Raw genomic sequence first — 773 nt, forward strand, 5'->3', positions numbered from 1 at the left:
GAAGATACGGGTACAATTCAAGCAATCGATGACAAGATTACAGCGCTTGATACAGAGCGTGGTAATTTAGGTGCGATTCAAAATCGACTAAGCCATAACATTGCAAATAATGCTAATACACAAGCCAACGTTGCAGATGCTAAAAGTCGTATTGTTGATGTGGATTTTGCAAAAGAAACAGCTGAAATGACTAAGAACCAAGTATTACAGCAAACTGGTAGTTCGATGCTTGCGCAAGCGAATCAATTACCACAGGTTGCGTTATCTCTATTGGGATAAGCTCTTAGTATTTTAGTTCTACTCTTTAAAATCCATCATAATTTTTTATGATGGATTTTTTTGTGCCTGAAATTTAATTTAATTTAATTTAATTTTCATTTTGTATTCTTCCATTTTTTATTCTGCAACCGCCTGTTATGCCTAGGGTTTAGGGTGTTAAGTCTCATAAAATTCAAATTGTTTAAAAAAAAAGCTAAAGAATAAAAGTATGCTGCCGTTACAGTATTTGTAACCCAATAGACCCGCCTGGCAATAAAGACAGGCAAGTTTTTAAGTCAGGCATAAAGAGGAAATCAAATTATGGCGATTACAGTAAATACTAACGTAACATCAATGAAAGCTCAGAAAAATTTAAACGCTTCAGGTAGTGCTTTAGCCACCTCTATGGAGCGTTTGTCATCTGGGTTACGTATTAATAGTGCAAAAGATGATGCTGCGGGCCTAGCAATTTCCAATCGACTAACTTCTCAAACAAATGGTTTAGAAGTGGGCAT

At 35.7% G+C, this 773-nt stretch carries 1 protein-coding gene and 1 pseudogene; both read left to right on the top strand.

Features of this window, described 5'->3' with window-relative positions; all coding sequences use genetic code 11:
* On the top strand, window positions 1-279 hold a 279-nt coding region (locus tag Q4557_RS19805), incomplete at its 5' end, for a flagellin (protein ID WP_303415055.1).
* A 300-nt stretch (window positions 280-579) separates the two neighbouring features.
* A pseudogene (locus Q4557_RS19810) lies at window positions 580-773 on the top strand (flagellin FliC); the annotation flags it as partial.

This window comes from Shewanella sp. 5_MG-2023, from assembly GCF_030547465.1.
In the GTDB taxonomy this organism is placed as follows: Bacteria; Pseudomonadota; Gammaproteobacteria; order Enterobacterales; family Shewanellaceae; genus Shewanella.